The sequence below is a fragment of the Paenibacillus sp. 2KB_22 genome (assembly GCF_052115745.1).
In the GTDB taxonomy this organism is placed as follows: Bacteria; Bacillota; Bacilli; order Paenibacillales; family Paenibacillaceae; genus Paenibacillus.
Map to the genome: position 1 here is coordinate 1 of NZ_JBFRHG010000004.1, position 25,625 is coordinate 25,625.

26 protein-coding genes, 1 rRNA gene and 1 other annotated feature are annotated in these 25,625 nt (G+C 47.1%); all 27 genes read right to left on the reverse strand.

Going from position 1 to position 25,625, the window contains the following annotated elements; all coding sequences use genetic code 11:
* Positions 1-339, reverse strand: a 16S ribosomal RNA gene (locus AB4111_RS22420); the annotation flags it as partial.
* Positions 340-880: 541 nt separating this feature from the next.
* Entirely contained in the window at positions 881-2,509 is a 1,629-nt protein-coding gene (locus AB4111_RS22425) for a LysM peptidoglycan-binding domain-containing protein (RefSeq protein ID WP_442033301.1), read from the reverse strand.
* 196 nt (positions 2,510-2,705) lie between these two features.
* Complete coding sequence (gene ilvE / locus AB4111_RS22430) at positions 2,706-3,590, reverse strand: branched-chain-amino-acid transaminase (RefSeq protein ID WP_421885651.1); 885 nt, start codon at positions 3,588-3,590, stop codon at positions 2,706-2,708.
* A gap of 150 nt (positions 3,591-3,740) precedes the next feature.
* Entirely contained in the window at positions 3,741-4,613 is an 873-nt protein-coding gene (gene pheA / locus AB4111_RS22435; protein ID WP_442033302.1) for a prephenate dehydratase, read from the reverse strand.
* The gene (gene thrB / locus AB4111_RS22440; protein ID WP_442033303.1) at positions 4,610-5,578 is read right to left on the reverse strand and encodes a homoserine kinase; all 969 of its coding nucleotides are present in this window, start codon (positions 5,576-5,578) and stop codon (positions 4,610-4,612) included. The genes pheA and thrB overlap by 4 nt, the downstream gene beginning before the upstream one ends.
* Positions 5,575-6,645, reverse strand: coding sequence for a threonine synthase (gene thrC / locus AB4111_RS22445; protein WP_036605915.1), 1,071 nt, complete (start codon positions 6,643-6,645; stop codon positions 5,575-5,577). The genes thrB and thrC overlap by 4 nt, the downstream gene beginning before the upstream one ends.
* 112 nt (positions 6,646-6,757) lie before the next feature.
* On the reverse strand, positions 6,758-8,044 hold the full coding sequence (locus AB4111_RS22450; protein WP_339237060.1) for a homoserine dehydrogenase: 1,287 nt from the start codon (positions 8,042-8,044) through the stop codon (positions 6,758-6,760).
* 58 nt (positions 8,045-8,102) lie between these two features.
* Positions 8,103-8,540, reverse strand: coding sequence for an ACT domain-containing protein (locus tag AB4111_RS22455; RefSeq protein ID WP_017692625.1), 438 nt, complete (start codon positions 8,538-8,540; stop codon positions 8,103-8,105).
* A 228-nt stretch (positions 8,541-8,768) separates the two neighbouring features.
* Positions 8,769-10,079 (reverse strand): GTPase ObgE, encoded by a 1,311-nt coding sequence (obgE, locus tag AB4111_RS22460; RefSeq protein WP_442033304.1) that lies wholly within the window; start codon positions 10,077-10,079, stop codon positions 8,769-8,771.
* A 17-nt stretch (positions 10,080-10,096) separates the two neighbouring features.
* Positions 10,097-10,894, reverse strand: coding sequence for a Spo0B domain-containing protein (locus tag AB4111_RS22465; RefSeq protein WP_442033305.1), 798 nt, complete (start codon positions 10,892-10,894; stop codon positions 10,097-10,099).
* Positions 10,895-10,984: 90 nt separating this feature from the next.
* Positions 10,985-11,296, reverse strand: coding sequence for a 50S ribosomal protein L27 (gene rpmA / locus AB4111_RS22470; protein ID WP_017692622.1), 312 nt, complete (start codon positions 11,294-11,296; stop codon positions 10,985-10,987).
* Positions 11,297-11,319: 23 nt separating this feature from the next.
* Complete coding sequence (locus AB4111_RS22475) at positions 11,320-11,649, reverse strand: ribosomal-processing cysteine protease Prp (protein ID WP_342570893.1); 330 nt, start codon at positions 11,647-11,649, stop codon at positions 11,320-11,322.
* A 14-nt stretch (positions 11,650-11,663) separates the two neighbouring features.
* The gene (rplU, locus tag AB4111_RS22480) at positions 11,664-11,975 is read right to left on the reverse strand and encodes a 50S ribosomal protein L21 (RefSeq protein ID WP_017692620.1); all 312 of its coding nucleotides are present in this window, start codon (positions 11,973-11,975) and stop codon (positions 11,664-11,666) included.
* Between the two features lie 14 nt (positions 11,976-11,989).
* Positions 11,990-12,074 (reverse strand) — a sequence feature (ribosomal protein L21 leader region).
* A 56-nt stretch (positions 12,075-12,130) separates the two neighbouring features.
* On the reverse strand, positions 12,131-13,381 hold the full coding sequence (locus tag AB4111_RS22485; RefSeq protein WP_442033306.1) for an Rne/Rng family ribonuclease: 1,251 nt from the start codon (positions 13,379-13,381) through the stop codon (positions 12,131-12,133).
* 107 nt (positions 13,382-13,488) lie between these two features.
* Complete coding sequence (locus AB4111_RS22490) at positions 13,489-14,349, reverse strand: M50 family metallopeptidase (RefSeq protein ID WP_442033307.1); 861 nt, start codon at positions 14,347-14,349, stop codon at positions 13,489-13,491.
* A complete protein-coding gene (locus AB4111_RS22495; protein WP_442033308.1) occupies positions 14,342-15,199 on the reverse strand; it encodes a peptidoglycan DD-metalloendopeptidase family protein in 858 nt (285 codons plus the stop codon). Before AB4111_RS22495 ends, AB4111_RS22490 begins: the two co-directional genes overlap by 8 nt.
* A gap of 146 nt (positions 15,200-15,345) precedes the next feature.
* The gene (gene minD / locus AB4111_RS22500) at positions 15,346-16,140 is read right to left on the reverse strand and encodes a septum site-determining protein MinD (protein ID WP_024633965.1); all 795 of its coding nucleotides are present in this window, start codon (positions 16,138-16,140) and stop codon (positions 15,346-15,348) included.
* A 3-nt stretch (positions 16,141-16,143) separates the two neighbouring features.
* Positions 16,144-16,806: a septum site-determining protein MinC gene (gene minC / locus AB4111_RS22505; RefSeq protein ID WP_124117732.1), complete on the reverse strand. Its 663-nt coding sequence runs from the start codon at positions 16,804-16,806 to the stop codon at positions 16,144-16,146.
* Positions 16,807-16,880: 74 nt separating this feature from the next.
* Positions 16,881-17,414, reverse strand: coding sequence for a rod shape-determining protein MreD (mreD, locus tag AB4111_RS22510; RefSeq protein ID WP_036605906.1), 534 nt, complete (start codon positions 17,412-17,414; stop codon positions 16,881-16,883).
* The gene (gene mreC, locus AB4111_RS22515; RefSeq protein WP_340028529.1) at positions 17,414-18,286 is read right to left on the reverse strand and encodes a rod shape-determining protein MreC; all 873 of its coding nucleotides are present in this window, start codon (positions 18,284-18,286) and stop codon (positions 17,414-17,416) included. The genes mreD and mreC overlap by 1 nt, the downstream gene beginning before the upstream one ends.
* 185 nt (positions 18,287-18,471) lie before the next feature.
* A complete protein-coding gene (locus tag AB4111_RS22520; RefSeq protein WP_024633969.1) occupies positions 18,472-19,506 on the reverse strand; it encodes a rod shape-determining protein in 1,035 nt (344 codons plus the stop codon).
* A 184-nt stretch (positions 19,507-19,690) separates the two neighbouring features.
* Complete coding sequence (gene radC / locus AB4111_RS22525; RefSeq protein ID WP_442033309.1) at positions 19,691-20,380, reverse strand: RadC family protein; 690 nt, start codon at positions 20,378-20,380, stop codon at positions 19,691-19,693.
* 37 nt (positions 20,381-20,417) lie between these two features.
* Positions 20,418-21,029: a Maf family protein gene (locus AB4111_RS22530; RefSeq protein WP_442033310.1), complete on the reverse strand. Its 612-nt coding sequence runs from the start codon at positions 21,027-21,029 to the stop codon at positions 20,418-20,420.
* A gap of 94 nt (positions 21,030-21,123) precedes the next feature.
* On the reverse strand, positions 21,124-21,366 hold the full coding sequence (locus AB4111_RS22535) for a DUF4321 domain-containing protein (protein WP_047841183.1): 243 nt from the start codon (positions 21,364-21,366) through the stop codon (positions 21,124-21,126).
* 145 nt (positions 21,367-21,511) lie between these two features.
* Positions 21,512-22,741, reverse strand: coding sequence for an SPOR domain-containing protein (locus AB4111_RS22540; protein ID WP_442033311.1), 1,230 nt, complete (start codon positions 22,739-22,741; stop codon positions 21,512-21,514).
* A 117-nt stretch (positions 22,742-22,858) separates the two neighbouring features.
* Complete coding sequence (gene murC / locus AB4111_RS22545) at positions 22,859-24,178, reverse strand: UDP-N-acetylmuramate--L-alanine ligase (RefSeq protein ID WP_253442774.1); 1,320 nt, start codon at positions 24,176-24,178, stop codon at positions 22,859-22,861.
* A 56-nt stretch (positions 24,179-24,234) separates the two neighbouring features.
* Positions 24,235-25,611: a bifunctional folylpolyglutamate synthase/dihydrofolate synthase gene (locus tag AB4111_RS22550; protein WP_442033312.1), complete on the reverse strand. Its 1,377-nt coding sequence runs from the start codon at positions 25,609-25,611 to the stop codon at positions 24,235-24,237.
* Positions 25,612-25,625 lie beyond the last annotated feature (14 nt).

Below are 25,625 nucleotides of genomic sequence, written 5' to 3' on the forward strand. Positions count from 1 at the left end.
TGTCTCAGTCCCAGTGTGGCCGATCACCCTCTCAGGTCGGCTACGCATCGTCGCCTTGGTGAGCCGTTACCCCACCAACTAGCTAATGCGCCGCAGGCCCATCCCCAAGTGACAGATTGCTCCGTCTTTCCAGTTTCCTTCAGGCGAAGAAAACAACTATTCGGTATTAGCTACCGTTTCCGGTAGTTGTCCCAAACTTGAGGGCAGGTTGCCTACGTGTTACTCACCCGTCCGCCGCTAACCATCAGAGAAGCAAGCTYCTCTTCAAGTCCGCTCGACTTGCATGTATTAGGCATGCCGCCAGCGTTCGTCCTGAGCCAGGATCAAACTCTCCAATAAAGTATTGAAAAGAGCGATAAGCTCATTTTGAATCTGACGAGATTAAAATCTCATTTGTGCTCCAGTCGATTCAAGCCAAGGCTTGTTTCAAACTTTCGCGTTCATTCTGCAAGCAGAATGTTTACTCACTCGTTGTTCAGTTTTCAAAGATCAAACTTGTTTCGTTATTGCTTGTGTTTCCCGTGTCAACCGTGTGTTTCAGCGGCGACTTAAATAATATATCATATGGCTGAATCTAATGCAACAGTTTTTTTCATTTCTTTTCTTTTAGTAGTTTTGCATTAGCTAAAGCTATATATCCGTTCCCTAGCTTGTCCTATTATAATAGGAGGCTTATAGGGTACAAATAGTTTAACACATTTATGAAAGGGTTTACAATATCTTCTCTATAAAATGCTTTCCATATCCCTAAAAATTCTATCTCCGTTATGCGAAACTCATTGTTCACTCAGAGTTAGTGAGAAGCCAGCTCTCTATTACAGAGCTGGCTTCCCGCTAATATTACAGTCACCTTACTTTGTCATCAATCGCAGTCCTCTGGTTAGTTTTGTATCCATGGATTGCGGCGCTTTTTATTTGATTTCCGTTGGTTGGAAGTAGTTACACCCTCTCTGGATGTTTTCCCTGACACGGATACCTTGGATTTGTTCTTCAGAGGAGCCTTGCTTGTTCTGCGTTTTGTGGCTGTCGCCTTATTCCCGGTTTGCTTGGATTTCGCCTCCGAATCTGATCCAACCTCTTCAATGGCTACCTGACTTAAGTTAGCATCTTCACGTCCCCCCTTTTTGCCACCCGTGCCTAGCCCTTGAGGGGGATACATTTCACCAAATGCTCCAAGCGGGGATGGCGGAACCATGTTCTGTGTAGGATACGGATTCTGATATGCATACTCGATAGGCTGGTTTGGCATCGTTGATGTAGACATTTCAGGTGGCATACCATACGAAGGACCGTACATGTTCATGTTCCAAGCCGGATCCTGATAACCATGAGAAGGATAAGTATAATGAGGGACATGAGTATGTGAGCCACATCCGCATGGAGGATACGGAAGCATCGAGTATGGAGATATGAAAGGTGGCTGATGATTCATATGACTTGGTGCTGCATACGTTGGAAATGGACTATTCACTTCACCAGCTGGTGCAATCGGAAATGAGTTGTTTTGCATTTCTGCGGACAGATTTGGCATAACGTTATTGTGATTATAGCTCTGCTCCGCACCAGTCCACGGGCTGTTAGTCATTTCACTGCCACTGTAAGGACTAACTTCCGAAATCCCTGGAAACGACGCATTGTTACTCACTTCTGCCGTATACATGTCTTGCTGAATACCATACACCTCTTGTGCAGGAACCGGAATTTGGACATAAGGATGTTCCGCAGGCGCATGATGCAACTTGTTACCACAACCACAAGGCTTTTTCGTTGCAGGTGCAACTTCAGTTGGAGACTTTGTATTAGGCATTACAGGCAAAGGCATAATTTCAGGTGAAAGATTAGGCATCGTGTATTTCTTGGATTCCGCAACAGGTTTAACTTGAACTTCGGGTTTAACCTCTTCTTTTTTTGGCGTTTCCTTTTCGGGTTTCACTTCAGGAAGCTCTGGCAACTGCGGCAGTACCTCCAGTTCAGGCTTCACATTCGGCTTTTCTGGCTTAGCTGGTGGTGGAGCAGGTACTGGAACTGGAACCTCTGATACCGGAGCAGGAGGAGTTGGTGCAACTGGAGCAGGTTGTTCCGGTTCTTTGACTCCCGTGTATTCCTTACCTTCAGGTGACAATTTTTCATTTGCAGCAATGTTGCTGGCACCTGAATTAGACATCGTGTTTCCTTGTGCATGCATCGAGGGAATGTAGACCGTTTCCCCCACCAGAAGAGCATTCGGATTTTTCAACTGTGGATTGGCATTGATCATATCTTTTAAAGGAACTCCCCAGGCCTGTGCCAACTTCCATAACGAATCTCCTTGCTGAACCTTGTGACTGTGGAGCACACCCTCCGGCTTCGGTGTTACTGGCTCTGCAGGGATTTTGACCTTCATGCCAATATCCAGCTTGTCGGGATTTGTGATTTGCGGATTAGCCGCAATCAATTTGTCCAGCGCAACATTGTATTTTTGGGACAGCAGATATAATGTGTCGCCTTTTTTCACCATGTGTATTTTCACAGGGAACTAACCTCCTAGACGTCATACTTGGGCAGTACATTCGCCCATACCGTTACTACATCCTATGCAGAAACCGGGCTAATGACATCAACTAAACAAAAAAAATCCTCCTGTCTCTAAAATCCCCATACACCAGGTATGCTGAATTTTATCGAACTAGGAGAATTTTCTGTTCCCTATGCTATGCAATTCTAACTTAAGATTCCCACACTTTATAACCATCTTTGTCAACAATCTGACGGAATGCTTCCAGCAGTCTCAGCGTTACCGGACCTGCTACACCCGTACCAATTGTTCTTCCATCCACTTCATATGCAGCGATAACTTCTGCAGCTGTCCCGGTGAAAAAGACTTCATCTGCGATATACACATCATGCAGGGTGAATGGCACTTCTTTTAATTCAAGCTCCAGTTCACCACATAGATCGATAATAGCTTGACGTGTAATCCCTTCAAGCGCACCCAGATAACAAGGCGGCGTGTACACTACACCATTTTTGATGATGAAGATATTATCACTTGAACCCTCAGTAACGTAACCTTGGGAATTCAACATAATCGCTTCTCCAGCACCTGAATAGTTAGACTGAATTTTAACCAGGATGTTATTCAGATAGTTCAATGATTTAATTTTCGGATTCAAGGCGTCCGGGATGTTCCGGCGTTGGGATACGGACACTGCTTTCAACCCGGTAAGATACGCTTCCTCAGGATAAATCGCTAATTGCTCCACGATGATAATTACGGATGCCTTGGGGCAACGAAGCGGGTCCAAACCAAGATTACCAGGGCCACGTGATACAATAAGACGAATATAACCATTACGCATATCATTGCGGCGCACTGTTTCAGCCATCACTTCCAGCATCTCATCCATGGACAACGGGATGTTCAAACTGATGGATTTTGCCGAATCATACAAACGATCCAAGTGGGCTTTACATCTGAAAATATTTCCGTTATAGATCCGAATACCTTCAAAAATCCCGTCTCCATACAAAAACCCATGATCATATACCGAAACGGTTGCGTTCTCTTTGGTCACATATTGACCATCCAAATAGATCCATTGTTCTGCCACCGATGACTGCACCTCCATAAAATATCCAATTCCCTATACTCCGAAACGTTAATAACCCGTCCATTGTACACCAAATGACAAGCCCTTACTTGTTCATTATACCCAGAATTATGACAACCTTCTAACATTCACAACCATCATACAGGTCGATTACCTCGAAGGATATGTATAACAAGGATAGCTACCAAGAACGCGCACCTGACAATTCAATGCCTCAATCTCAGCCATGGCTGCGGTAAGCAACACCGAATCGACCGTTTCCACAACATCAATGTAGAAATAGTAACTGCCCAATCGTTTCTTCGTTGGACGAGATTCGAGACGGGTCAAATTCAGCTTCCGCCAGGCAAATGCCGACAATACCTGATGCAACGCTCCCGGTGCATCTTCTGGCAATGTCACGAGCAAGCTGGTTTTCACATGATCCGGTTCACGAGGAATGTCCACCGGTTCATGGCCGATGAGCACAAAACGGGTATAGTTGTTGTCATGATCTGTAACGCGTTCAGCCATAATGTCCAGACCATGCTTCTGAGCAGCAAGCTTGGTACCAATGGCTACCCAGCCTTTACCCGGATTTTTCTTCACAATTTCTACAGCTTCGGCTGTACTGTTCACACCTTCAAGGTCCGCCCCAGGCGAATGCAGCCGAATAAAATTCTGACACTGCGGAATAGCCACAGGATGAGACATGATCTTGGTAATTTTACTAAAATCATACTCGCCGCTCTCCGTCTTAAATTCCGAGCCATGTCCAATGACATTCTGGATGGATGGGTATACCCACTCCGCTTGCATTGGAATGTCGACTTCATTCACAAGCCAGTCCATATGAAGGCTAACGGAACCTTCAATTGTATTTTCCATCGGAATGACACTGTATTGTGTTTTTCCACTATCTGTTGCTCGAAAAACATCCGAAATCAGCTTGAAGTGTTGCAGATCTAACGGTCCACCGTTAAATAGGAAATCAATCGCTTCATGAGAAACTGAGCCTTCAGGTAATACCGCAATTCGTTTCATGCTTTAACTTCCCCTTTGATTCTGTCCAGAAAAGGACGTTCTTCTTGATCAGGCAGCACGGTTACACCGTCCAAATCCGGATCGAGCCATAGTGCAGAAGCAGATATGCCCTCCCGCTCCATGGTGTCCAGCAAATATTGTTCCAATTCCGCTTTGCGGGTGTCATGACGATCTACCAAGGTTAATACGGTCGGTCCAGCTCCGCTCAGGGCAGCTCCCAACGCTCCATGATCGACAGCATGTTCTAATATCTCAGCCATGCCTGGCACCAATGATGCCCGGTACGGTTGGTGAATTCGGTCTGACATCGCCTTCTGAATCATATCCAGTCGCCCACTCGCCAAAGCGGCAACGAGCAGTGAGGATCTGCTAATGTTATGCACTACATCAGACATGCCAAATTGCTCTGGAATCACATTCCTCGCTTTGGAAGTAGACAGCTGGAATTCAGGTATAATAACCAATGCCTGCAAATCCTGGTGTGGTTCAATACGAATATGATCTACCCGCACACCATCCCATGCAGCCGTAATAATACCGCCATATAGAGATGCACCCACATTATCAGGATGCTTCTCGAGGGATGTGGCCATATCCAGAAGTTTCGCATCCGATAAAGGAGTACCAATTAATGCATTCGCTGCCGCCAGTGCACCAACGATGGCTGATGCACTACTTCCAAGTCCACGCGTAAGTGGAATATCGGAATACATGGAAATCTCCAATTCAGGTACGGACACCCCAGCTTCATCGAATACCATCTGTGCGACTTCGTAAATCAAATTCGATTTATCCGTAGGCAGGCCTGTCAAATGATCGCCGTGAAGATGAAATGTGGTCTGCTCGGCAGGTTTCATCTCCAACCAGGCATACAGAGACAATGCCATGCCCAGAGTATCAAACCCCGGACCGAGATTGGCTGTGCTTGCAGGTATTTTTACGGTTACCCTTTCACGCAAACTCATACAGATTGCTGCTCCAATTGTGCAATGGCCGCCATTACTGCTTCTTCCGTATCTTCAACAACAAGCGGCTCAGTCGCTACTGTTTTGATCGCAATATTCGGATCTTTCAGGCCATTGCCTGTCAGTACACAAACTACAGTCTCTCCGCCTTTAAAGTACCCTTCACTCTTCAGTTTGTATACACCGGCAAGGGAAGCCGCAGAAGCAGGTTCAGCAAAAATCCCTTCGCGAGATGCAAGCGTACGATACGCTGTCAGGATCTGTTCATCCGTTACATAGTTAATCTGTCCACCAGATTCCTCAGCTGCAGCAACAGCCGTTTTCCAGCTCGCCGGATTACCGATTCGGATCGCTGTTGCTACTGTTTCAGGCTCAAGAATCGGTTCACCTTTGACAATAGCCATTGCACCTTCGGCTTCGAAACCAACCATGCGTGGCAGCGTGTTGGATTTACCAGCCTCTTTATATTCTTTGAACCCTTTCCAATACGCCGAGATATTCCCCGCATTACCGACTGGAATAGCCAGAACGTCAGGCGCTTCGCCCAGTTGTTCAATTACTTCAAACGCTGCTGTCTTCTGTCCTTCAATCCGGAACGGATTCACAGAGTTTACAAGCGTGATCGGATGTTTGGCTGTGATCTCACGCACAATCTCCAGTGCACGGTCAAAGTTACCATTGATCGCAATCACTTTGGCACCATAGATCATGGCTTGGGCCAGTTTACCCAGTGCAATGTTGTTATTCGGGATCAACACGATACAATTAAGGCCACCACGTGCGGCGTAGGCCGCTGCAGCTGCTGACGTATTACCTGTGGATGCACACATGATCGTACGGCTGCCCTCTTCCATCGCTTTGGCAACAGCCATAACCATACCGCGGTCTTTGAAAGATCCCGTAGGGTTCAAACCTTCATACTTGAAGTATACATTTAAGCCGAGTTCCTCGGACAGATTCTCTGCATGAATCAACGGTGTATTACCTTCCTGAAGCGTAAGCAGGGGTGTATTTTCATTAACTGGAAGGTGCTCTCTGTACGTTTGCAAAAGTCCTTGATATCTCATTGTGGGTAAACTCCTTTATGTTTTAATAATCTGATATGATGACCTGATGATACGGATATAATTAACTTGTACTATAACTGAAATAATGGAGATGCAGTTGGGGTACGGACAATTATCCTTCGACCCGGTATACACTCTTAATGCGGCGAATGACGCTGAGCGATTCAAAATGTTTTAACACTTTATCCATGCTTGCCTTACTTGCATTATGCGTAACGATAATGATCTCAGCATCCGGGTTGTGTTCATTCGGCTGTTGAACAACCGACGCCAGACTGACATCATATTCTGCGAAAATTTGTGTAATTTGTGCCAATACACCGGCTTTGTCATCTACGTGCAGCAAAATAAAGTTTTTCGACACGATCTGCTCGTCGCTTTGCATTCGCTTCTGCTTATAAGGCACAATTGCTTTAAGACCGTTCACGCCAAGTTTGAGGTTTTTGGTAACCGCGACAATGTCAGCTACTACAGAAGTTGCCGTTGGCAGTTCTCCCGCCCCCGCACCGTAGAACATGGTCTCCCCTACAGCTTCACCGTGTACATATACTGCGTTGAACACACCGTTGACTGAAGCAATAGGGTGATTCTGTCTAACCATTGTCGGCTGTACGCTAATCGTGATCTCATCGTCAATCCGGTCCGCGATACCAAGTAACTTCATCTCATAGCCCAGTCTTCTGGCATACGTTATGTCTTCACGGGTAACGGAGGATATCCCTTTAACAGTTACATCCTTCAACTCCACATTGGTGCGGAAACCCAGTGTGCTCAAGATCGCCATTTTGCGAGCTGCATCAAGTCCTTCCACATCGGAGGTTGGATCCGATTCAGCGTATCCCAGCGCCTGTGCCTCGGCCAGCACTTCTTCATAGGATGCACCTTCCTGACTCATTTTGGTCAGAATGAAGTTCGTTGTTCCGTTCACAATCCCCATAATGCGAGTAATCCGGTCGGAAGAGAAACCCTCAATTAACGTACGAATGATTGGAATCCCTCCAGCAACACTCGCCTCATAGAACACATCACATTGCTTTTCCTGAGCCTTCGCCAAAATCTCTGTACCATGCAGTGCCATGAGATCTTTGTTCGCTGTTACGATATGCTTCCCACGTTCCAACGCTTCAAGAATATACTCCTTCGTCTGATCAATGCCGCCCATGACTTCAACGATGACATCAATATCCGGATGACGAATGACTTCCCAAGGATCTTCAGTGAGCTTGGCACGGTCTACAGCAATAACACGTTCTTTCTCTGTATTTTTCACTGCGATCTTCTCAATGACAATCGGTGATCCAACCTGACTGCTCAGATCCTCCTGATTCCCTTCCACAATGCGAACGACTCCCGTTCCGACAGTCCCCAGACCCAACAATCCGACTTTTACTGGTTTCACTAACGATCTACCCCCTAATGTCTACTCTTGTCTGTCAGTCCTGTATGTTAAAGCCTAATTAACCTTGGCCTACAATACGCGTGCGTCTTACTCCAGGCATATCTTGCATTCGATCCAGCATTTCACCAATTTCGCCATGAAGATGTGTCGTTTCCACTGAAATGACAACATTGGCTCTTCCCTGAAGCGGTATACTCTGATTAATCGTGAGCACGTTGGCTCCATAACCAGCTACATGTCCAAGCACACGAGACAAGATCCCTGACTGATGCTCCAGATCAATAGAGATCGTTACAATTCTCTCGCGCTCAAGCTGGTTGATCAGATGAATTCCATCCTTGTACTTGTAAAAGGCACTCCGGCTTAATCCGACCTGTTCAACCGCCTCATGCACTGTTTTAACATCACCAGAAGCCAGTAGTTCTTTTACCTGCATGGTCTTCACCACAGCCTCTGGTAAAATATCTTCCCGTACTAAGTAATAGCGTTCGTTCACAGAACGTCCTCTCCTCAAAGACTCATGTATTCATATAGTGGACATTATATAGGATCTATGACAAAAGGGCAATACATGACATGCCTATTTTTTGAAATACGTTCCTCACAGTATACAAGGTTATGCCTCTCCCATGTCAGGAAAAAACAAAAAAACGCAGAGTTGCGGGTCAACTTCCCACTTCTCTGCGTCTGTATATCAATCTGTCTCTCCGCGGAAAACGGCTACTTAGTAGTAACTGCTGCCTTCCACAAATTCGAATTCAAAGTCTCCAATACGCACGATGGTGCCTTCTACAGCTCCACGCTTACGCAACTCTGCGTCCACACCCATATAACGCATTGTACGTGCGAGTTTCAATATAGCTTCATGCGAGTTCAATTGCATCCGTTTCATCATGCGATCAATCTTGGCACTTTCGACAACGAACATTTCATTCTCACGCACAATGCGGAAACCATCGTCCTCTTTTTTGTCCAAGCTGTACACTTTACGTTCGGATACGTCTGCTACCTCTTCAACCACTGGCTCGTCCGGAATCTGATCCAGCATATCAGCAGCACGATACAAGAGCTCTTGAATCCCTTTACGAGTCAGAGATGAAATAGGCATTACTTCAATATCCGGTTGCACCTCACGAACTTGCTGCAAAAATTGCTCCAGGTTTGCTTCGGAGTCCGGCATATCCATTTTATTGGCTGCTACAACCTGCGGTCTCTCAGCCAAAAGCGGATTGTACAGTTTCAGTTCATCATTAATTTTCTGCCAGTCTTCAAATGGATCGCGTCCTTCTGAACCCGACATGTCCACCACATGAATAATAATACGGGTACGCTCGACATGACGTAAAAACTCATGTCCCAGTCCGATTCCTTCATGTGCGCCTTCAATCAGACCAGGCAAATCGGCCATAACGAAGCTTCGGCCTTCTCCTACACCAACTACACCCAGGTTCGGTGTAATGGTTGTGAAATGATATGCACCGATCTTTGGCTTGGCTGACGAAACGACAGAAAGCAATGTGGATTTCCCGACACTCGGGAAACCAACCAGACCAACATCTGCCATCACTTTTAGCTCTAATACGATATAACGCTCCTGGCCTTCTTCACCATTCTCGGCAAGTTCAGGCGCAGGATTGTTCGGTGTGGCAAATCGGATGTTACCCCGACCACCACGACCACCACGAGCAATAACAACTTGTTGACCGTGACGTGTCATATCCGCCAGTACTTCTCCACTGTCTTCATCCAGAATGACAGTTCCTGGTGGAATGCGCACAATCATGTTCTCAGCGTTTGCACCGTGCTGACTTTTATTACGTCCCTTCTCACCACGTGGGGCCTTGAAGTGACGCTGGTAACGGAAATCCATCAACGTCCGCAAACCTTCATCCACGCGGAAAATGATGTCAGCTCCTCTGCCTCCATCGCCCCCGGCAGGTCCGCCGTTTGGTACATACTTCTCACGACGGAACGAAATAATTCCGTCGCCTCCGTCTCCGGCTTTTACATAAATCTTCGCTTTATCTACAAACATTGGTTAACCCCTTCTTCCTATATTCCACACGGCATTCTGAATTGTATAAACGTATCCTCAGACGGAAACTGCTCCGTTCTGACTTTTTTTCCTTTGAGTACGGCAGTAAGCTGCCGCAGTGTTTCCGGATCGGGTGTTTGATCCCCATCCAGTCGGACAACCACATCTCCATGATCCTGTCCGAAGTTCAAGGTCAGTTTGCGAACCTCTCCCCAAGAAGACCGGCCGCCGCCATATTGATAGGCCCTGATTGCATCCGCAATCGCCCCGGTAAGTGACTCGCCATCCTCGGGAGAGACCAGAGCACTAAGCTGCAACTCATCTTCTATTTCCACATGCAATTCCAGCGCCATTCCACTGGCCCGAAAAGATTGAAGATAAAATACGAGGGAGGGAATACCCAATCTGGAGATCCGACTCTCTTCCGTAACCCGCTCTTTTATTCTTTCCACACATTGCAAGGATTTATCAAGTTTGCCCAGCCGAAGATATCCATATAACACCTGAAGGTCGTTCATCCAGTCGTGTCGATGATGATTTAATGAAGCAATTGCTGTCTTTTCCATGGATTGTATGATGGTTCTGCGTTCCGCCTCCGCCTGTTTCTTCATCGCATTCACAGAAATGAACAATACTGCGACGGACCACAATGCGCATACGACGCTTGAGATCATCGCCGGATACAACATAACGAAAACCAAAGGAATCAGAAGTGAACATGCCGCAATCCACGGCACTCTTTTCCAAGATTTCATGGCTTCTCCCCGTTCTACAAAACTCGGTTGGTCTACACCCACCGTATCCAAGTATAACATGTCTTTTCTGCCAGTTCATTACCGAATAACCGTTGAATACAAAAAACCTTCGGCAAAAATGCCGAAGGCTCCTTAGGCGGAATGCCGATATTACGCTTCTACTGCTGCTGCTACAGGAGCAACATTAACAGGATAGATGCTTACTTTTTTGCGATCGCGTCCCCAACGTTCGAATTTTACAACGCCGTCGATTTTCGCGAACAAAGTGTCATCTTTACCGATGCCAACGTTAGTTCCTGGGTGAATTTTCGTTCCGCGTTGGCGAACGAGAATGCTACCACCAGTTACAGTTTGACCATCAGCACGTTTAACACCCAGACGTTGAGCATTACTGTCACGTCCGTTCTTCGTGGAACCTACACCTTTTTTCGATGCGAATAACTGAAGATTTAATTTCAACATGATTGGTTGTCCTCCTTCTTTGCTTATTTGAATTGCTGTATTTTAATATACTTCCCGTATGACTCTGCAATATTAGAGAGCATAACCACCATGGATTCGAGTAACAATTGCACCTGGGACCAGGTTTCCCCTCTCTCTAACAAAGGTAAAGAACCGCTTAAAAAGCCATTCTTCATCTTGGCATCCATTTCGACACCGGTCAATGTTTCAATCGAGTTCACCGTACCCACTGTAACAGCGGATACCCCGGCACATACGATGTCTTCTCCCCGCTTGGCAAAATTAGCATGCCCTTCGATGGAAAAGCGTTCGATGCTCCCGTCCTCATCACGAAAGATTTGAACGATAATCACTTATCGCACCTTCTTTACGCTTTGATTGTTTCGATAGTTACTTTAGTGTACGGTTGACGGTGACCTTGCTTCACATGGTAGTTCTTTTTAGGTTTGTATTTGTATACGATAACCTTTTGTCCTTTGCCATGTTTCTCCACTTTAGCCGTTACAGTAGCTCCAGAAATCAATGGTGTACCTGCTGTCAAACCTTGATCGTTAGATACAGCCAGGACACGGTCGAACGTTACGCTTTCGCCATCGTTCGCAGTCAATTTCTCGATGAACAGAACATCGCCCTCTTGGACTTTGTACTGTTTGCCGCCTGTTTCAATAATTGCGTACATTTGCCTTGCACCTCCTCATGTCTCAGACTCGCCCGTTCTCAGGTGACAGCCTCCTTGCGGAACTGTTCTTATACCCGGCCAGTGCGGTTACAGCATGTGCAAGACCAATAGGCTAAACACATACTTGAAGATTATATCACGCAATATATCAAAAATCAATGCAAAGGTGAAATATATCTTTTTCCCGTTCCATGACAGGAAGAACACGGCTCCACATAAGGCAACGTACTTTCTTCCCGCACTTTCTTACGGGTAAGTTCGAGCAACCCCAGCTTGGTCCAACCCATTACAAACGCTTTGGTCCGATCCTTCTTGAGCTCACCCTCCAAGGTTGACGCGACTTCATGCCGATTCGAGGCTTCCTCCATATCAATGAAGTCAACAATAATCATGCCACCGATATCCCGCAGACGCATCAGACGGGCGATCTCCACTGCTGCCTGCATGTTGGTCTCCGTCACGGTTTCTTCCAGACTGTCACCGCCAGCTCCAGTATATTTGCCTGTGTTCACATCCACTACAGTCAGAGCTTCAGTATGATCAATGACAATATATCCGCCCCCGGGCAGCCAGACTTTACGGGCAAAATCCTTGTTCAACTGTTCCTGCACACCATAGGCAGCAAAGATGGATTCTGTTCCCCGATACACCTGTACTTTGGGTTGATGACCAGGACTAATCTCTTCCAGCAATGCTTTTACCTCACGGGCTTGTCCTTCACTATCGGTGATGACCTCATCACTGCCTGGCGTGTACACATCTCTGATGATTCGCTGCACCATGCTATGATCCCGATGCAAGAGGCTTGGCGAAGGCAGACTGTCCGCTTTTTCACGAATCAGGTACCACTGCGCGCGTAATGTTTCCAAGTCCGACTTGATGGCTTCATGCTGTTCTTCTCCAGATACGGTTCGAATAATAAGTCCTTCTTCATCCCGCCTCAGTTGTTCCCCAAGTGCCTTAAGACGAGAACGATCCCCTTCACGGGCAATTTTCTTGGATACCGCTACATAGTCGGCAACAGGCATGTAGACAAGCCAGCGGCCCGGAAGTGAATAATGAGTCGTCACCCGGGCTCCCTTGCCTCCTACCGGTTCTTTCAGAACCTGAACAATGACTTCCTGACCTGGACGAAGCAACTCCGAGATGGAAGGCTTCACCTTAGGTTGCTTCTCCAGATGGGGATGTAACACATCGTCCACATACAGAAACGCATTCTTTTTCTGACCGATATCCACAAAAGCAGCCTGCATACCCGGTAACACATTAACTACCCGTCCCTTGAAAAAGGAACCCAACAGTCCACGCTCGCGTGTACGCTCTGCCGTAAATTCCACAGCTTTGCCTTCTTCCAGAAGCGCCATTTGCATGAGGTTTTGTTCATTATGTACGATCATCTGTTTCATGGCTTCACCTCTAGAAGACAATTCAATTCATCCACATCCATTTCAGCTCTCTTTATAATTCTCATTGTACATGTATTAACCCATTTCAGAACAGGTCCACCAGAACGCTACAATTTATCGTCATTTTGTTGAAAATAGGAACCGATAATGCGTTGTTCAGGCAATACAGCCATAATTCGTCCCTGTCTGTTCATCACGTATACCATATGGTATCTTTCTCTCTTTAATAGACGCAAAATAGTGTCCAAAGGTTTCGCTGGAAATGAGATTATTGGCTGCGCCAAACTGCCAGTAGCCGCGTGACGAGTGAACGCACCCTCTCGATTCATGAGAAAACGAATAAAGCGATAAGGCACATTTCGGTAATCCGTCAGGTTGGAATAGAACAAAAAAAGGCCGATTAACAGAATGTTTAACGGTAAGCCGTAGTCCCCAGTAAACCATCGGCTGATCGCATACAAAACAACCCCTACGCTACACAGGATGCTAATTCTGTAAGTCCACATTAATGTTGTATAGTACGGTGCCCACAGACTAACAAGTGCCTGAACAATTTTACCTCCGTCCAGAGGAAGTACAGGCAGCAGATTAAAGAGGGCGATGAGCAGGTTCCCCTGAATGATATAATTGAGAAAAACCGGATCGCCCAGATGGCCATACTGCAACAGCAAAACCACACCAACCATCAGCATGTTTTGTAATGGACCCGCCAGAGCAATCATGATTTCCCGATAGGCCGTGATTGTACCTCCATCTTCAATAACCGCCACTCCTCCAAAAGGAAGCATCTGGATCGACAAGACACGATAGCCCAGAAGGGCCGCCGCCGCAGCATGTCCACATTCATGAATGAATACGATGGCAAACAGCGTAATAAGTTCAATGAAATGTCCAGTCAGGAGGGAGGCCATCATGATAATTACAAAAAACGGATGAAACGTAATACGGACTCCCCACACCCTAATCAAGGGCAACAACTTCCGCTGGGTCTACGTACTCCTCACCCTCTTTGACCGCAAAATAGAGCGTGGCCGGTTGTTCACCACCCGTAGTAGCCTTGAGACTGCCCACTGGATTCCCCGCTTCCACCCAATCATTCACGTTCACTTCACTTTCGTTCAGCCGACCGTATATTGCCGTGACATTGCCTGTATGTTGGATCACAACTGTGAATCCACTTGCTGCATCTCCGATAACCTCCATGACACGTCCAGCATCCGAACTTGCGACCTGTACAAGTTCTGCACCTGCGGCATCCGGAACGATCTCAATTCCCTTCATGCTCAGCGCGAATGGCTGAACCACTGTTCCTGAGATTGGTTTACCGAGTAACTGTCGAATGCCCGAACCGTTGACAGCATCCGTCGTATGTCCAAGAACAGGCAGAAACGAAGGCGTTCCTCCAAAATGCCGTTCATACCATGCTGCTGCAGAGGCAAAATCCATATCTCGATGGAGTGCATCGGCAATGACTGTTTTGGGAGATGTCGTCCACGATGTATCTAATTGAAACAGACCCCATACTCCGCCAAATATCAAAGCACTAATGACCGTTCGTTTTAAAAGTGACTTGAACAGGTTGAATCTCGAATGCCCCCCTGGAACGAAATGACCATTCTCTTTTTTCCACAACCATTCTGGGTCTCTTTCTTGTATCCCTTCACTAGACGCAAACGGTTTCCGGTGCATGATCTCATTCTTGTCCTTGTCCAACAGTGAACCTACTTTTTGCTCCTGTAAGACCTCCACAGTGGCACCATCCATCAGTCGTCGAATGCGTTCTTCTCGTCTCTGCTTGATTCTGAGTTTCGTGTTCATGGAATATCCTCCCGCCGAGGCTTGTTTACTACATCCTATGAAGAGGTGGATGATAATATGAACAAGCCTGTCAGCAGATAACAAAAAAGCCGGGCTATGGCCACGGCTGTCATGTATTTAGGTTATGAATAAGTTCGTTTAACGAGTTAACCCATTCCGAAGAACTTTTTGAAGCGAGAAAAAGCACCCTTTTTCTGCTCCAGCTGCATTAATGGGACCGTATCTCCCAGAATGCGTCGTGCGATATTACGATAGGCAATCGCCGCAAGTGAATCTGGATTCATGACCGTAGGTTCTCCTGAATTGGCAGCTTTGATGACCAGTTCATCATCAGGCACGATGCCAATCAGGTCAATATTAAGTACTTGTAAAATACCATCGATATCTAACATGTCACCCGATTTGACCATATTATTGCGAATTCGATTCACCACCAGCTTGGGTGATTGAATGTGTGAACTCTCCAGCAAGCCGATGACACGATCCGCATCACGTACTGCAGCATTTTCCGGTGTAGTGACCACGATGGCCTGATCTGCTCCTGCTACCGCATTTTTGAAACCCTGCTCAATCCCTGCGGGGCAATCAATAATGACGTACTCAAAATCTTTTTTCAATTCAAGAATAATATCCTTCACCTGTTCTGGTGACACCGAGTTTTTGTCTCTCGTCTGCGCCGCAGGCAACATGTATAATTCTTCGAAACGCTTGTCTTTGACCAAAGCCTGATTCAGACGGCAGCGGCCGTCTGCAACGTCGCACAGATCGTAAATAATACGGTTTTCGAGTCCCATCACGACATCCAAATTACGAAGGCCGATATCGGTATCTACCAGACAAACCTTTTTGCCGAGCAGCGCCAGCGCTGTCCCGATGTTTGCCGAGGTGGTTGTTTTACCCACGCCGCCTTTACCCGAAGTGATCACGATCGCCTCTCCCATGAGCTACACTCCTTTAAACACATTAAAATCTCGGCGTAACCGAACGATATTGCTCATTTTGTCTATCTGCATCTGATTGTCCTGTAAGTAAGCAAATTCCATTCCGGTCTCTCGGCTCTCCCATTCATCGGGAGGACGACTGATGATATCCGCAATCCGTAGCTGCGTCGGTGCAAATACCGAAGCAGCAATGATTGCTTCCTCGTCCCCGCCAATTCCGGCATGAGCCATACCTCTGAGTGAACCCAACACATATATATCTCCGGTACACGTCACTGTGCCCCCCGGATTGATATCCCCAAGAAACAGGAGATTTCCTTCATGATGAAGCACCTGACCTGAACGCACCATACCACACATGGTTACAATCGGCGGCGGTCCTTTAACCTCCGGTTGGAGTGCAGGTGAGTCGATGGATCGAATAAGCAGATTCCCTTTTTGTTTCAATATATCGAGAATTGCTTCTTTCTGGCCCTCTGTCACTTCGCGGGCACCCAACTTGATATCCACATGAACAATCGGTCCGGTCAAAATATTTTGATGGCTGTGTTCCAGCTTATAGCGGAGCTCATAGAGCAATTCCTCGAATTCACATTGATCGTCCAACAGGAAAACCAGGCCGTCTCGGATGCCTTTAATCGTTACGTGATTCGATTTTACCGTCATAAGCCTGTCCCTCCCATCTCATTACATTTCGTGCCCGGGGCCCCAAGTTCCTGCTTTGCGCTCCATAAATGTATTTAGGAAGCTTCTTCTGTCTTGCTCCGTCTCTTGCCGATCCGCTCCAGTTGTTTCCGAAGCGGGACATATATGATCAAGGCAAACACAAAATGAATGAACAAATTAGGAATCATGTATTCAATCAACGCCCAGTCAAAGGTCACGTGGTTAAGTTGGAAGAGCTTGTACAGGAAGAATAGCATGGTGTCATTCAGCAGACTTCCCAAAATGACAACCGATACCATAACCGGCAGTGGTGCACGAGGTGCTTGAAAAATGAGTCCCATCATGTATGCCGATAATCCCATCGAAAATCCATAAGGTCCAATCATCTCGCCGTAGAATACAACGTCATGCAATAGTCCAAAAAATATACCGAGCACTAGTGCCGTGTGTCGATGATGATATACAGCGATAAACAAAATGACGATATAGACTAGATTGGCAGAAATACGCATCTGCCAGCCAGAAGGAATGAGCAGCGGCAAAATCGTGCCTTCCGCAATGAACAAAACGAATAACAACAGGAACAAGACTTGCTTGCGCGTCACCATTATTCTTTTACCTCAGGCGGGATAATGACAATCAGCTCTTTCCAATCAAGGAAACTTGCATATGGCTCAATTGTAGCTGTTTTGGTTAAACCATACTCACTTTTCTCGACACTCTTCACTTCACCAATTCGCATATACTTCGGAAAATTGTTAATAATTCCGGAGGAAATGATCTCATCACCCTTTTGGATGTTAGAATCCTCTGAGATTTTGGTCATCTTGAGCATGCCCGTCTTAGGATCATAACTCTCAATCATACCAAACACTTTTTCCTTACCTACTGCCGTTGCTGCAATGGCATTGGATGTTGGATCATTGGCGTCCATGGACGTTAACAGATTAACTGTTGATGTATAGGAGCTGACATGACTAATCACGCCGACCAGCCCTTCCTGCGAGGTTACAGCCATACCCGGCTTTATTCCCGCATTTTCACCGATATCAATGTTAATGGTTCTGCTGTTTGGATCTGAATTGGCACTGATAACCTGAGCAATTCGTGAACCGTAATTATACCGATTCTTCTGTTCTTCGGTGAAATTGAGCGCTTTCTGAAGCTGCTCATTCACTTGCTCCATATCATTGTACTTCAGGCGATCCCGGGTATAGTGCCCCATCGCGATGCGAAGCTCTTCATTCTCATCATATACCGTACGCATGTTCGCTACATCTTTGAAAAAGCCCGCTACATAAGAAGCGGGCTTGTAAAATACGTATTGTACAAATCCAACTGAATCCTTCAGGAATTTCTCCGGCCAGGATAGAGTGGTTCGCGGACTGAGCGTAAAGCCCATTAACGCGATAAATGTAACAAGGCCCACCAGCAAAACAAAAAGTCTTTTGTTGCCTAGCAGTTTAAACAGTTCGAACACCCTCTAACATCCATATTCTCTTCCGAGCCATGCCCGGCGGGGAGACTGTCAGACCTGTAGTCCCTGCGAGAATATCAGCCGATCCTCCCCTGTTAAGCGGGTAATAGCTCATCCCCGGGGTTAACCGGGTCCTCTATAAAGATATCTTGCCACTTAGTCGCTATGCCAAGTTAGGCAAATACCGATTAACGTTTGGAACGAACTGCCGAACTGCTTCTGCTTTTGAACAAATGAATATTCTCTAGCGCTTTACCTGTTCCGATCGCTACACAATCCAACGGGTTCTCAGCCACAATGACAGGCATTCCTGTCTCACCAGCCAGAAGCTTGTCCAGATTGCGCAGAAGCGCCCCACCACCTGTAAGAACGATCCCACGATCCATGATATCGGCCGCAAGTTCAGGTGGGCATTTTTCGAGCGTTACTTTTACCGCTTCAACAATTGCATTCACCGTATCAGCCAATGCTTCGCTGATCTCGTCCGAAGTAATCGTAATGGTCTTCGGCAGACCTGTAACGAGGTCACGTCCACGAATTTCCATCGTTTCTACTTGCTCCAATGGCATGGCTGATCCGATGTCCATCTTCAACTGCTCTGATGTACGCTCACCGATCATCAGATTGTATTGGCGTTTGATGTACTGGATAACGGATTCATCCATCTCGTCACCTGCTACGCGAACCGAACGGCTCGTAACAATACCACCAAGAGAGATAACAGCCACTTCCGTTGTACCGCCACCAATATCGACAACCATACTACCTGTTGGTTCCCATACAGGCAGATCTGCACCAATTGCAGCTGCAAAAGGCTCTTCAATTGTATAGGCTTCACGTGCTCCAGCCTGTTTCGTTGCATCCTCAACCGCACGTTGTTCTACTGCCGTGATCCCGGATGGTACACATACCATCACGTTTGGATGACGTTGGAACATGGAGCGTTGTTTCTGTGCCTCACGGATGAAATATTTGATCATTGTTGCCGTTGTATCAAAGTCAGCGATAACGCCATCTTTCATTGGACGAATGGCACGAATATTACCTGGTGTACGTCCAATCATTTTTTTGGCGGCTTCACCTACTGCCTCAATGCTTTTTGTATCTGTGCGTATAGCGACAACCGAAGGTTCGCGCACCACAATTCCTTTTCCTCGTACATAAACCAACGTATTTGCTGTCCCCAAGTCAATACCCAAATCTTTCGTAAAACCACCAAACATAACATAATCTCCTTTTCTGCCTCATATAGCCGCTCTATTCTGATCCAGAGCGTGATAATTTCATTCCCACGTAAGACGTGGAGCTAATATTCGCATTTGTTTTTTTTGCAATTGTAAAGTGAACCTATCTTTTACGGACAACGCCGTTAACATTCATAGGAAAACATCAACGCCAACCATTATATTATACTAAGCCCTTCTCCTTCAAACTTACGTACGTTCCATCTCCGATAATAATATGATCAAGCACGTCAATGCCAACAATAGCACCTGCTTCAATCAGTCTCTTGGTTATTTGGATATCCTCCGGACTGGGCGTAGGATCACCGCTCGGATGGTTGTGTGCGCACACAATAGATGCGCTGCTGCATTTGATGGCAGCCCGGAACACTTCACGCGGATGTACAATCGAAGCGTTAAGGCTGCCCATGGAGAGTGTTTCCTGGGCAATAATATGATTTTTGCTATTCAGAAAGAGACACACAAAATGTTCTTTTTGCAAGTAACGCAATTGTTCGATCAGGATATCAGCTGCATCACGCGGTGTACGAATTGAAGTCGACTGTGTGAGTCTGCTCTTGGCAATTCGATGCCCCAGCTCAATGCCAGCTTTCAATTGTACAGCCTTGGCATTGCCGATCCCTTTCATCGCAGTCAATTCTTCCAGACTCAAATCCATTAACGAACGAATGCCACCCGTTTCGGTCAGAATCCGCTGTGCCATATGCACCGCGGATTCCTGTCTTGTGCCTGTTCGAAGTAAAATTGCCAGCAATTCAGCATGGCTTAAAGCGCCCGCCCCGTATTCCATCATGCGTTCTCTCGGGCGTTCTTCCTGGGGGATGTCGCGCATCATGTATTGAGGCGACTCCATATGTTCCCTCTTTTCATTTCACAACATCTGGCTTCTTTCATGCTCGTGGCAACACATGTACGCCGAACCCGTCCAACATATCACTTAGCAAGGATAGCGGCAGGCCAACCACATTAAAATAACATCCTTCAATACGGTCGATCAGTGAAGCGCCAATGCCCTGAATAGCATAAGATCCCGCCTTATCCGAAGGCTCACCTGTCTTCACATAAGCACGGATGGTTGCATCCGACAGTTCTTTCATTGTGACATCGGTCTGGCGGTAATGAACTAACGACTGTCCATTGCCCGCATCAATACAGGCGACTCCGGTAAACACCCGATGTACACGGCCCTGCAGCCGGGATAACATACGTTCAGCATCCGCTTCGTCTACGGGTTTGCCCAGAATCTCACCATCCAGAACAACAACGGTGTCACTACCAACAATAATGGCTTCCTGCTCGCGGCCTTCAAGCCCGCGATACACGGCAAGCGCCTTGCGCAAAGCAAGCTCCTGTACCGTCTGTTCAGGGGTCCACTCTGGTGGTGTATCCTCATTGGCATGACTTGGTATTACATCAAACGCTAGGTGGAGTGATGCGATCAGTTCTTTGCGCCGAGGCGATGTGGAGGCCAGAATAATAGGGCGCTGTTGAGTGTTATCCAAAATGAACGGCTCCTTATGCCACGGCAACATCCTGTCCGGATCACGATAATAGATGTCACTGGATTAATTTTTTTCGTCATAACTCGTCATTCTCCTACAGTCTGCGATACAGCCACACAGCGGCAATCATACCGATCAGACTCAGAAGGCTCATTTGAAATTGAAGTGAAATATCATAACTGATAATATCAAGATCAGCCTGCGGTGACCAACGTATGGTCGTGGCTTTCGTAAGAAAGGCTACTGCCTTAACAGGCTGCAGTGCCTTGGCGATCCACGCTCCGGCCATCCAGCCGAGCAGCAGAAACAGCAATAACATGCCGAAGTTTTTTTTCATCGGTAATCTTCCCTCGCCATTTTTTGACACCCACATTATTATACGGGGTTTTGTACGTCAATACAAACACAAATCCGGCAAGGGGAACTATTTCCAGTTCCTTGCCGGATGGGTATTTCCAAGCGTTGTTATGGGAAAGAGCATGTTACTGCTTAATCGCTTCGAGCCATTTTTTCTGCTGTAGTACATATTCCATCAGATCGGACTGCACGGACCACATGTGCACATCATCCGGGTTCTTGTTGTACTCTGCAATAGCCGTTATTGCATCGTTCATTGATTTCTCCATTCCACCAACAATAGGTTGTACCTCCGCAGTCAGGCCGGGTGAGAGGCTATTTAAGCCGGTTAACCATGACTGGTGCTTATTCTGAATCGCGGCCATCGTTTCTGCAGAGACTGCTGTCGGTGCGGATTGTCCCAACTGCTGAATGGACAAGGTAGACAATTGTTCGACCAGTGCAGAACTGTTTGTGAAGAAAAGCTGCACATCCTCTTGCTTGCCACCGAATATAGCCGGATTGATCTCAGGGTTCACAATCTCCTTGACATACAGTTCGACTCCCTGAGATTTTAGCCTGGAGCTAAGTAGCTTGGCCTCTTCACGATCAGCCGAAATGCCTGCATATACTCGATTGCCATCTTCAGGATCAGACCCTGCGGCTATACCTGCCTGAGCCAGCTCAAGCTTGGCCTGCTCAGCTCGTTCAGGAGAACTGAACACACCGTATTGAAGTGCATAATACGTGCTACCAGTCGCCGCTGTCTGTTGCTGCTGCGCTGTACTTGCAGCCCCCTCCTGACCGGTCACTGTGGAAACTGCCTGATTGGCGGGCAGAAGATCGTCTGGCTTGACGGCGCCTTCTTTATTAAAAAATGAAAGAATAACCATGCCAAAAAGTGCTCCGGTAACAAGGGCCCCAGTGACAGAACCAATCATTTTCCAGCCCCTTGGAGGGCGATTGCGCTTATAGGAATAGTTCTCGGAATCTGCAAGCCAGTCGTGGCCCTGATCATCTTGGGCATTAGACAGATGGCGAGGCCCTTCCTCCGGATCTTCTGAATAATTATCATAACCGTAGCCGGAACGGTTCCCCAAATAATGGGGTTCATCCAGGTTCAAGTTCGAATCAGGGCTCACCCGCTCGTCAGGTTCAGGTACAGTAGAGCTGGTCAGCACCGTCTCTCCCCAGTCTCCGGGGATATCCTCAGGCGTCCATGATGGGGTTGTATCCATCTGCTTAGGCGTTAGCGGTTGATTATGCGGTAATTCTTCACTTAACGTCACCAATGGACTGGACGCGGAACTCCTCTTGTTTCCAGGCTTGTCCGACTCATGATCCCCGAAGCGAAACGTCATTCTAGCATTGCTCACCCGTACCCTCTCCTTTGTCCCATTTATATCAGCTATATGCAGAGAAGGTAGAATACATTCCAAATAACGCAAAAAAACGCCTGCTTCATATCGAAGACAGGCATTTTCTCAAATGATTTATTTCAAGCCTTTGGCAAGGGTATCGCCGACTTTCCAGATATCACCCGCACCCATCGTAATCACCAGGTCTCCTGGTTGCAAACGATGCTGCAGATCAGCTACAACTTCTTCTTTCGTAGGAAGGTACCGTGCAGATGCATTACTGTTTTGAACGATTAGTTCAACCAGTTTGGCTGAGGTTACCCCTTCGATCTGTTTTTCGCCCGCAGGAGAATAGATATCCGTAATAAGCACCTCATCCGCTTCCGCGAAAGCACGACTGAACGCATCCAACAGGAAGAACGTACGCGTATAACGCTGTGGCTGGAATACCGCAATAATGCGTTTGCCTGTTGCTTTGGCTGCACTAATGGTCGCTTCAATCTCAGTCGGGTGATGCGCATAATCATCGATGATCAGCATATCACGCGCCTCGCCCAATACCTGGAATCTGCGTTTGGCTCCGTGGAATTGGATGATCGCTGCCACAATCTTCTCAAATGGAATACCTGCTTCCAGACAGGTGATCACAGTAGCCATCGCATTATAAACGTTATGCTTACCTGGCACTGATAATTCCACCGTGCCCATAGCAGCACCCTGATGATTCATCGTGAAGGAGATACGGCGATCACCCAGTACAATATCCGTTGCCGTATAATCCGCAGCACGATCAATACCATAGGTTGTAATCCGTGACTTGAGTTCTGGCAAAATCGCTTGAACATTCTCGTCGTCAGAGCACACAATGGCTGTTCCTTCCGGACGAATCTGGCTCAGGAACTGCACATAAGCCTTTTTGAGCTCCTCAAAATCACTGTTGTAATTCTCCAGATGATCTGCCTCAATATTGGTTACAATACCGAGCCATGGATGGTACTGCAAAAATGAGCCATCGCTCTCGTCCGCCTCAGCGACTACCCAGTCGCCCTGGCCCGCCTTGGCGTTGGTGCCCACATTCATGATCTCTCCGCCAATGATATATGTCGGATCCGTATCACATTTATCCATAACCAGTGCAATCATGGATGAGGTGGTTGTTTTACCGTGAGCTCCAGCCACAGCCACACCTTTACGTTCGTTCAACAAACGCGCAAGCATCTGGGAACGATGCAGAATTGGAATGTTCAGCTCTGCAGCCGCTACCCGTTCCACATTATCAGCAGGCGCTGCCGTAGAGTATACAACCAGGTCTGCTCCAGTGACGTGCTCTGCCGTATGTCCGATATATATTTTCGCTCCCTTGGCTGCCAACTTCTCGGTCAACTCCTGTGAAGCGACATCCGATCCGGTAACGGTGTATCCCATTTCCAACATAACTCTTGCGATGGCACTCATGCCATATCCGCCAATCCCTATAAAATGAACGTGTTCCGATGTATTTAACAAAACTTTCACCAACCTTTTTCAGAATCGGTTTGATGCAAAAGGGCTGCCCGCACATCCGCAATCAGGTACAGTGTGCCGGAGACCACCCCCAGATCTTCCGCTTCCGTCCGTGACTTCAATAGATCAAGTGCCTTTGCCCATTCGGGCTCGACGATGATTTCCAGTTCCTTCTTCGCAATGGCGGGACGTACCCGTTCGACAATCTGCAGCAATTCGGCTGCATCCATTTTGCGTCGGAAATCTGGCTCGGTCAGGATCAGCGTATCCACTAGTGGCAGTATATGCTGCAAATACGCTTCGTGATGCTTATTTGCCAACATACCCATCATCAAAATTAACTTGTTGTGAGGATAGACTTCCGTAATGCTCTTGGCCAGTGACTCTGCCCCTTCCGGATTATGTGCTCCATCGAGCACAATTCGGGGTTCATCGACGACTTTTTCGAATCTTCCCGCCCAGAAAGCATTCTCCAGTCCAAGTGCAATATCGTTGTCATCCAGCATAAATGCCATGTATTGTCTAAGCAATTCAAGCACCATCAGTGCGGCTGCAGCATTGTCACATTGATGTGAGCCCTGCATGCGTATGCGAACGTCCAGATCACGAAACGGGCCGGAAAAATGAAAAGATTGTCCGCTCTCATTACTGTCCAGTCGATGATAAGAGAATTTTTCTCCAGCCAAATACAGGCTTGATTGAAGCTGCTGTGCTTTCTCCTGAATCACTTTCACAGCTTCGGGTTGCGTCGCGCAGGTCACAACGGGTACTCCCGGCTTGATAATGCCTGCCTTTTCTCCAGCAATCTGCTCAATCGTATCTCCAAGCACATCCGTGTGATCCATACCAATGTTGGTGATGACGGACACAACAGGCGAAACAATATTCGTTACGTCCATCCTTCCCCCCAGCCCCGTCTCCCATACCACAACATCAGGGTAGCACTCTTCTGCATAATACAGAAGCGCGAGAGCCGTAGACACCTCAAACATCGTTGGGGAACCAAGCGGAGTAGATGCCATTTCCATAACCAGCGGGCGCAGACGGTTAGAGATCTTCAACAGAGTCTCTTCCGGAATATCCTCGCCGTTGTATTGAAAACGGTTCGTAAACTTGGTGATATAAGGCGACGTAAAGGTACCCACATCATATCCAGCCTGAAGAAGCACTGACGTCAAAAAAGCGCAAGTCGAACCTTTGCCGTTCGTTCCCGCGACATGAATAAATTTGAGACGCTGGTGAGGATTGCCTAACATAGACATCAGACTCTCGATTCGTTCCAATCCAGGTCGGATGCCAAAAGGAATAAGGCCATTGATCCAGTCCACGGCCTCGTTATACGTAAGTAAAGGAGCTGCTGCATCTGTCCCGTCTAATTCCGTCATCTGATTCACCTTCG

Excerpts from the sequence above, each read along its gene's own strand:
- radC (WP_442033309.1), bottom strand. The coding sequence starts at position 20,380 with ATGGAGTCGCCTCAATACATGATGCGCGACATCCCCCAGGAAGAACGC.
- thrB (WP_442033303.1), bottom strand. The coding sequence starts at position 5,578 with ATGAGTTTGCGTGAAAGGGTAACCGTAAAAATACCTGCAAGCACAGCC.
- AB4111_RS22495 (WP_442033308.1), bottom strand. The coding sequence starts at position 15,199 with ATGAACACGAAACTCAGAATCAAGCAGAGACGAGAAGAACGCATTCGA.
- minC (WP_124117732.1), bottom strand. The coding sequence starts at position 16,806 with ATGACGGTAAAATCGAATCACGTAACGATTAAAGGCATCCGAGACGGC.
- minD (WP_024633965.1), bottom strand. The coding sequence starts at position 16,140 with ATGGGAGAGGCGATCGTGATCACTTCGGGTAAAGGCGGCGTGGGTAAA.
- AB4111_RS22465 (WP_442033305.1), bottom strand. The coding sequence starts at position 10,894 with ATGTTATACTTGGATACGGTGGGTGTAGACCAACCGAGTTTTGTAGAA.
- obgE (WP_442033304.1), bottom strand. The coding sequence starts at position 10,079 with ATGTTTGTAGATAAAGCGAAGATTTATGTAAAAGCCGGAGACGGAGGC.
- AB4111_RS22535 (WP_047841183.1), bottom strand. The coding sequence starts at position 21,366 with ATGAAAAAAAACTTCGGCATGTTATTGCTGTTTCTGCTGCTCGGCTGG.
- murC (WP_253442774.1), bottom strand. The coding sequence starts at position 24,178 with ATGAGTGCCATCGCAAGAGTTATGTTGGAAATGGGATACACCGTTACC.
- AB4111_RS22550 (WP_442033312.1), bottom strand. The coding sequence starts at position 25,611 with ATGACGGAATTAGACGGGACAGATGCAGCAGCTCCTTTACTTACGTAT.
- rplU (WP_017692620.1), bottom strand. The coding sequence starts at position 11,975 with ATGTACGCAATTATTGAAACAGGCGGCAAACAGTACAAAGTCCAAGAG.
- mreD (WP_036605906.1), bottom strand. The coding sequence starts at position 17,414 with ATGGTGACGCGCAAGCAAGTCTTGTTCCTGTTGTTATTCGTTTTGTTC.
- pheA (WP_442033302.1), bottom strand. The coding sequence starts at position 4,613 with ATGAAACGAATTGCGGTATTACCTGAAGGCTCAGTTTCTCATGAAGCG.
- AB4111_RS22485 (WP_442033306.1), bottom strand. The coding sequence starts at position 13,381 with ATGAAACAGATGATCGTACATAATGAACAAAACCTCATGCAAATGGCG.
- rpmA (WP_017692622.1), bottom strand. The coding sequence starts at position 11,296 with ATGTTGAAATTAAATCTTCAGTTATTCGCATCGAAAAAAGGTGTAGGT.
- thrC (WP_036605915.1), bottom strand. The coding sequence starts at position 6,645 with ATGAGATATCAAGGACTTTTGCAAACGTACAGAGAGCACCTTCCAGTT.
- AB4111_RS22520 (WP_024633969.1), bottom strand. The coding sequence starts at position 19,506 with ATGTTTGGTGGTTTTACGAAAGATTTGGGTATTGACTTGGGGACAGCA.